Raw genomic sequence first — 6,385 nt, 5'->3', positions numbered from 1 at the left:
TGGACCTGAGCGACGGACTGGTGCTCGACGCGCGGCGGCTCGCGCAGGCATCCGGCGTGGATCTCGAACTCGACCCCCTCGACGACGACGCGCTGCGCGGGGGAGAGGACCACTCGCTGCTCGCGACGTTCCCGGCGGGCGCACCGCTGCCCGAGGGGTTCCGGCGCATCGGCACGGTGACGCCGGGAACCGGGCGGGTGCTGGTCGGCGGCGACGAGTTCGGCGAGCTCGGCGGGTGGGACCCCTACGAGCAGTGGGACGGCCGGCTCTCGTGACCGTGCCCCCTCACCCGTGCAGCAATATGCTTCGCTCATGACCGATCCGGGGGACCTGCAGAGGCAGGCGGAAGAACTTCAGAAACAGGCGGACGAGCTCAGGCGCCAGGCCGAGGAAGCCCTGCGCGCGGCGCCGGCTGCAGCCGGGCCGCTTGGCCAGGCCGACATCGACAAGATCACGGCGGGCTACGGCTTCACCGACACGAGCCTCGAGCTCGGCGCGCTGCTCAATGGCGAGCCGCTGCCGGACGCGCAGATCCGCATTCCGCTCGGGATGCTGAACCGCCACGGCCTGATCGCGGGGGCGACCGGCACGGGCAAGACGCGCACGCTGCAGGCGATCGTCGAGCAGCTTTCCGCCAACGGGGTCAGCGTGTTCGCGGCCGACATCAAGGGCGACCTCTCGGGCATCCTGGTCGACGGCGAGCCGAGCGACAAGCTCCTCGCCCGCACGAAGGCGATCGGGCAGGACTGGGCGCCCGCGCACTTCCCGACCGAGGTGTTCTCGCTCGGCGGCAAGGGGAAGGGCGTGCCGATCCGCGCGACGATCGCCGGCTTCGGCCCGTTGCTGCTGGCGCGCGTGCTCGGACTCAACGAGGTGCAGGAGTCGAGCCTCGGCCTCGTGTTCCACTATGCGGAAGAGAAGGGGCTCGCCCTGCTCGACCTCGAAGACCTGCGCGCCGTGCTGCAGTACCTCACGAGCGACGAGGGCAAGGCCGAGCTGGCCGGCATCGGCGGCATCTCGCCAGCGACGGCCGGGGTGATTCTGCGCGAGCTCGTCTCGTTCGCGGCCACCGGTGCAGAGGCCTTCTTCGGCGAGCCCGAGATCGACACGGCCGAGTTCCTGCGGCAGGCATCCGACGGCCGCGGCATCGTCAGCCTGCTCGAGGTGCCCGGCGTCGCCGACCAGCCCCAGCTCTACTCGACGTTCCTCATGTGGCTGCTCGCCGACCTCTACAACTCGCTGCCCGAGGTGGGCGACGCGCCGAAGCCGAAGCTCGTGTTCTTCCTCGACGAGGCGCACCTGTTGTTCACGGATGCCAGCAAGGAGTTCATCACCCAGATCACGCAGACCGTGCGGCTGATCCGCTCGAAGGGCGTCGGGGTGTTCTTCGTCACGCAGTCCCCGAAGGACGTGCACGAAGACGTGCTCGCGCAGCTCGGCTCGCGCGTGCAGCACGCGCTGCGTGCCTTCACACCCGACGACGCGAAGGCGCTGCGGGCGACGGTGTCGACGTACCCGAAGTCGGGCTACGACCTCGAAGAGGTGCTCACCTCGCTCGGCACGGGCGAGGCGATCGTCACGGTCATGAACGAGTCCGGCGCGCCGACGCCGGTCGCGTGGACCCGCATGCGTGCGCCGCAGTCGTCGATGACGACCGCACCTGAGGCGGCGATCGACGCCGTCATCGGCGCGTCTCCGCTGATGGCGAAGTACGGCACGTCGATCGACCGCGAGTCGGCCGGCGAGATCCTCACCGCCAAGTTGAACGCCGCGGCCGAGAAGGCGCAGGCCGCGAGCGAGGCGAAGGCGCAGGCGAAGAAGAGCGCGGCGGATGCCCGCGAGCGGAAGGCTCGTCAGACGCAGGCGGCGCAGATCGGCAAGACGGCCGTCAAGGTGCTCACCTCGCGCACCACCCAGACCGTGCTCAAGGGTGTGCTCGACGGCATCTTCGGCACGCGGCGGCGCTAGGCGGCGGGGCTTTCGGCGAACCAGATCGTGGTCTCGCCGTACTTCTTCGGACTTCTCGGGGCGAGTGCGGCGGGCCAGGTCGGCTCGGGGGAGCGGGAGGAGCGCTCGACGACCACGAGCGCGCCCGATGCGAGCAGCGGCACGAGCGCCTCGAGGTCGGCGGCGACGTCCGCGTCGGTGACCTCGTAGGGCGGGTCGCTGAACACCACATCGAAGGGGCCCGTCGCCGAGGCGAGGAACGAGGCGACCGCGCTCTGCACGACGCCGACGGCCCCGGCATCCGATCTCATCGCCCGCGTCACCAGCGCCGCGTTCTGCTTGGCGACGCGCGCAGCCGCCGCGTTCTTCTCGACCAGGACGACGGATGCCGCGCCGCGGCTGGCCGCCTCGAGGCCGAGCGCCCCCGAGCCCGCGTACAGGTCGAGCACGCGCGCGCCGTCGAGCACGTCGCGCGCCTCGAGGGCAGAGAACAGGGCCTCGCGCACCCGGTCGCTCGTGGGCCGCGTTCCCGACTTCGGAACAGTGAGGGTGACGCGCCCCGCGGCGCCCGCGATGATCCGGGTCATATCCACAAGCTACCGTGCGGCACCCGGCGATGTCGTAGCTGTGTTCTAGACTCCGAAGCATGGTCGGTCTCGACGCCAAGCTCAGCGGTGTGATCGGTGGCCGCTCGGCGACGGCCTTCCACAAGGCGTGGGGGCTCGTGACGGTCGCCGACCTGCTGAGCCACTACCCGCGTCGCTACGTGCACCGCGGCGAGCCGACGCCGCTCGACTCGCTGCCGGACGGCGAGGTCGCGACCGTGATCGCCACGGTGCTGCGGGTCACGAGCAAGCCGTTCAAGACCCGGCGCGGCTCGATTCAGACGATCACGATCGGCGACGGCCGCAGCGAGATGACCGCGACGTTCTTCAACCAGCCCTGGCGCGAGAACCAGCTGTCGAAGGGCGACCGCGGCATGTTCTCGGGCAAGGTGACGCGCTTCAAGGGCGAGGCGCAGCTGACGCATCCCGAGATCAAGCTGTTCAGCGAAGACGAAGAGGTGCCAGACCCGGCGGTCGACGTCGAGCGGGCGCGGCAGTGGGCGATCCAGCCGATTCCGGTCTACCCGGCGACCGCGTCGATCCAGAGCTGGAAGGTCGCCGATGCGATCGCGCACGCGCTCGACGTGCTCGATGAGGAAGAGGTGCTCGACCCCGTGCCTGACGCGGTGCGTGCGGAGCACGGTCTGCTCGGCTACCTCGACGCGCTGCGGCTCATCCACCTGCCGCAGACCGACAGCGACTGGCGCCGCGCCCGCGACACGCTGCGCTTCCACGAGGCATTCGTGCTGCAGACGGCGCTGCTGCAGCAGCGCGCCGTGAGTCGCTCGGCGCACACCGTGCCCCGAAAGGCGATTCCCGGCGGCTTCGCCGAGCGACTCGACGAGGCGCTGCCGTTCGAGCTCACGCCCGACCAGAGCCTCGTCGGCGCCGAGCTCGCCTTCGACCTCGCGCGCGACGTGCCGATGAACCGGCTGGTGCAGGGCGAGGTCGGCAGTGGCAAGACGCTCGTCGCGGTGCGTGCGATGGCGACGGTGGCCGACTCCGGCGGCCAGTCCGCGCTGCTGGCGCCGACCGAAGTGCTCGCGGCGCAGCACCTGCGGTCGATCGTGCGGGCGCTCGGCCCCGAGCTGTCGGCCGAGCTCATGCCCACGCTGCTCACCGGCCAGCTGAGCGCGGCCCAGCGGAAGAAGGCGCTGCTGCGCATCGTGACGGGGCAGGCGCGCATCGTCGTCGGCACGCACGCCCTGCTCTCCGACGCGGTCGAGTTCTTCGACCTCGGTCTCGTCGTGGTCGACGAGCAGCACCGCTTCGGCGTCGAGCAGCGCGAGACACTGCGCGCGAAGGGCAAGACGCCCCCGCATCTGCTGGTGCTCACCGCCACGCCGATTCCGCGCACCGTGGCGATGACGGTCTTCGGCGACCTCGACATCTCGACGATCCGCCAGCTGCCCATGGGGCGTCAGGGCATCGAGAGCTTCGTCGTGCCGCTCGCCGAGCGCCCCGACTGGTTCCCGAACGTGTGGAAGCGCGCCAAGCAGGAGATCGATCAGGGGCGGCAGGTGTTCGTCGTCTGCCCCGCCATCAGCCCGAAAGACGTCGAAGAGGGCGACGAGCTGGACGAGGGCGAAGACGGGGCGGAGGTCTCGGCGAGGCATCCCATCGCCAATGTCGTCGACGTCTTCGGGCATCTCGAGCAGCGCCCCGACCTCGAGGGCGTGCGCATGGGCATGCTGCACGGGCGCATGAGCTCCGATGAGAAAGACGAGGTGATGGCTGCGTTCGGGCGGCGCGAGCTCGACCTGATCGTCGCGACGACGGTGATCGAGGTGGGCGTCGACGTGCCCAACGCATCGACGATGATCGTGCTCGACGCCGAGCGCTTCGGCGTGAGCCAGTTGCACCAGCTGCGCGGTCGCGTCGGCCGCGGCAGCGTTCCGGGGGTCTGTCTGTTCGTGACGTCTGCCGAGCACGACACCCTCGCGCGCGACCGCGTCGAGGCCGTCGCCGCGAATCTCGACGGCTTCGAGCTCGCGCAGATCGACCTCGAGCTGCGCCGCGAGGGCGACGTGCTGGGGGCGCGCCAGTCGGGCGGGCGCTCGTCGCTGCGACTGCTGCGCGTCGCGATCGACGGCGAGGTCATCGGGCAGGCGCGTGCGGCCGCGGCATCCGTGATCGACAGCGACCCGACGCTGCGGAAGCACGCGCCGCTCAAAGAGGCGGTCGACCGGCGGCTCGACGAGTCCGAGCGCGAGTTCCTCTCCAAAGGCTGAGTACGCGGAATGAGAGCCGCTCAGCACCGGTTCGGCGCGGTTAGGCTGAAACCCTATGAGCAGGCTCGCCGTCGTACCGGGCTCATTCGACCCGGTCACCCTGGGGCACCTCGATGTCATCGAACGCGCCGCGCGCCTGTTCGACGACGTCCACGTGCTGGTCGTCCACAACCCCGAGAAGCCCGGCGGGCTGCTGAGCGCCGACGAGCGGGTCGCGGTGATCGAGCAGGCCGTGGCCGACGCCGGACTGCCCGGGTCGATCACCGTGACGCAGTACTCGTCGGGCCTCCTCGCCGACTACTGCACCCAGGTCGGGGCGACGGCACTCGTAAAGGGCATTCGCTCGCACACCGATCTGGTGTATGAGACTCCTATGGCCATCGTGAACGAGCACCTCGCCGGCGTCGAGACGGTGTTCGTGCTGCCTCGCCCCGAGCACGCGCAGGTGTCGAGCACCCTCGTGCGACAGGTGATCTCGCTCGGCGGCGACGTCGGCCCCTACGTGCCCGCGGCAGTACTCGCGGCGGTGGCCTCCCGATGACCACGGTGCCGACCCCGGCGGCGACGGGCCAGACCGCTTCGCTTGCGGCCGCGGCCCTCGCCGAGGCATCCGAGCGCATCATCGCGAGCGTCGAGCGCGTGATCGACGGCAAGCACGAGCAGGTCGTCACCGCGCTCACGGTGCTGCTCGCCGAAGGGCACTTGCTCATCGAGGACGTGCCCGGTGTCGGCAAGACGATGCTCGCCCGCTCGCTCGCGCGGGCCGTGGGCGGCACGATCAGCCGCATCCAGTTCACGCCCGATCTGCTGCCGAGCGACGTGACCGGCGTCAGCGTGTTCAACCAGGCCACGCGCGAGTTCGAGTTCAAGCCGGGCACTGTGTTCGCGAACATCGTCATCGGCGACGAGATCAACCGGGCGAGCCCGAAGACGCAGTCCGCGCTGCTCGAGGCGATGGAGGAGCGCCAGGTCTCCGTCGACGGCGGCACCTACCCGCTCGCCCGCCCGTTCATCGTCGTCGCGACCCAGAACCCCATCGAGATGGAGGGCACGTACGCGCTTCCCGAGGCGCAGCGCGACCGCTTCATGGCGCGCGTGGCGATGGGCTATCCGGATGCCGCGAGCGAGGTCGACATGCTGGGCGCGCGCGACCTCGTGAACCCGATCGACGCGATCGAGCCGGTCGTCGACCTCGACACACTGCGTCAGATGCTCGCCGGCGTGCGGGCCGTCTTCACGTCAGCCGCCGTCAAGCAGTACGCGGTCGCGATCGCCCGCGCCACGCGCGATGACCAGGACATCAGGCTCGGAGCGAGCCCGCGCGCGACGCTGCAGCTCGTGCGCGCCGCGAAGGCGCGGGCGGCGATCGCGGGTCGCGAGTTCGTGCTTCCCGACGACATCGACGCCCTCGCGGTGCCGGTGCTCGCACACCGCCTGCTGCCGACGAGTCGCGCGCTCGGGCGCCGCCACGAGGGCACCGCGCTCGTGGCCGACGTGGTCGAGCGCATCGTCGCCGCGACCCCGGTTCCCTCGGGCCACTAGGTGAACGCCGTGTCCCGACCGGTCCCAACGCTGCGCGGCTGGGTCGTGGGTGCGGCAGGC

The 6,385-nt window shown here is 70.7% G+C and carries 5 protein-coding genes and 1 pseudogene; 5 read left to right on the top strand and 1 reads right to left on the bottom strand.

The features are described from left to right. Together ACM2XV_RS11055 and ACM2XV_RS11050 are read left to right on the top strand one after the other, a co-directional pair. A pseudogene (locus tag ACM2XV_RS11055) lies at positions 1–275 on the top strand (thiamine-phosphate kinase); the annotation flags it as partial. A 37-nt stretch (positions 276–312) separates the two neighbouring features. Next, on the top strand, positions 313–1,968 hold the full coding sequence (locus ACM2XV_RS11050) for a helicase HerA-like domain-containing protein (protein WP_487026960.1): 1,656 nt from the start codon (positions 313–315) through the stop codon (positions 1,966–1,968). On the opposite strand, the gene rsmD is transcribed toward ACM2XV_RS11050, so the two are convergent. Continuing rightward, the gene (gene rsmD, locus ACM2XV_RS11045; protein ID WP_487026959.1) at positions 1,965–2,534 is read right to left on the bottom strand and encodes a 16S rRNA (guanine(966)-N(2))-methyltransferase RsmD; all 570 of its coding nucleotides are present in this window, start codon (positions 2,532–2,534) and stop codon (positions 1,965–1,967) included. The two genes, ACM2XV_RS11050 and rsmD, sit on opposite strands and share 4 nt — an antisense overlap. A 59-nt stretch (positions 2,535–2,593) precedes the next feature. Here rsmD and ACM2XV_RS11040 point away from each other — a divergent pair, with 59 nt between their 5' ends. From ACM2XV_RS11040 to ACM2XV_RS11030, 3 genes are read left to right on the top strand one after another with little or no spacing between them, the layout of a single operon-like run. Next, positions 2,594–4,783 (top strand): ATP-dependent DNA helicase RecG, encoded by a 2,190-nt coding sequence (locus ACM2XV_RS11040; RefSeq protein ID WP_487026958.1) that lies wholly within the window; start codon positions 2,594–2,596, stop codon positions 4,781–4,783. 55 nt (positions 4,784–4,838) lie between these two features. After that, entirely contained in the window at positions 4,839–5,324 is a 486-nt protein-coding gene (gene coaD, locus ACM2XV_RS11035; protein ID WP_344778656.1) for a pantetheine-phosphate adenylyltransferase, read from the top strand. Further along, positions 5,321–6,325, top strand: coding sequence for an AAA family ATPase (locus tag ACM2XV_RS11030; RefSeq protein WP_487026957.1), 1,005 nt, complete (start codon positions 5,321–5,323; stop codon positions 6,323–6,325). The genes coaD and ACM2XV_RS11030 overlap by 4 nt, the downstream gene beginning before the upstream one ends. The last annotated feature ends 60 nt before the right edge of the window (positions 6,326–6,385 follow it).

The organism is Gryllotalpicola sp. CP2-P1, from assembly GCF_057512245.1.
Note: the sequence above shows the minus strand (reverse complement) of the source record. Positions and strands in the feature narration are given on the sequence as shown.

Coding starts and splice junctions, on each gene's coding strand:
- ACM2XV_RS11050 (WP_487026960.1), top strand. CDS start 313: ATGACCGATCCGGGGGACCTGCAGAGGCAGGCGGAAGAACTTCAGAAA.
- ACM2XV_RS11030 (WP_487026957.1), top strand. CDS start 5,321: ATGACCACGGTGCCGACCCCGGCGGCGACGGGCCAGACCGCTTCGCTT.
- rsmD (WP_487026959.1), bottom strand. CDS start 2,534: ATGACCCGGATCATCGCGGGCGCCGCGGGGCGCGTCACCCTCACTGTT.
- ACM2XV_RS11040 (WP_487026958.1), top strand. CDS start 2,594: ATGGTCGGTCTCGACGCCAAGCTCAGCGGTGTGATCGGTGGCCGCTCG.
- coaD (WP_344778656.1), top strand. CDS start 4,839: ATGAGCAGGCTCGCCGTCGTACCGGGCTCATTCGACCCGGTCACCCTG.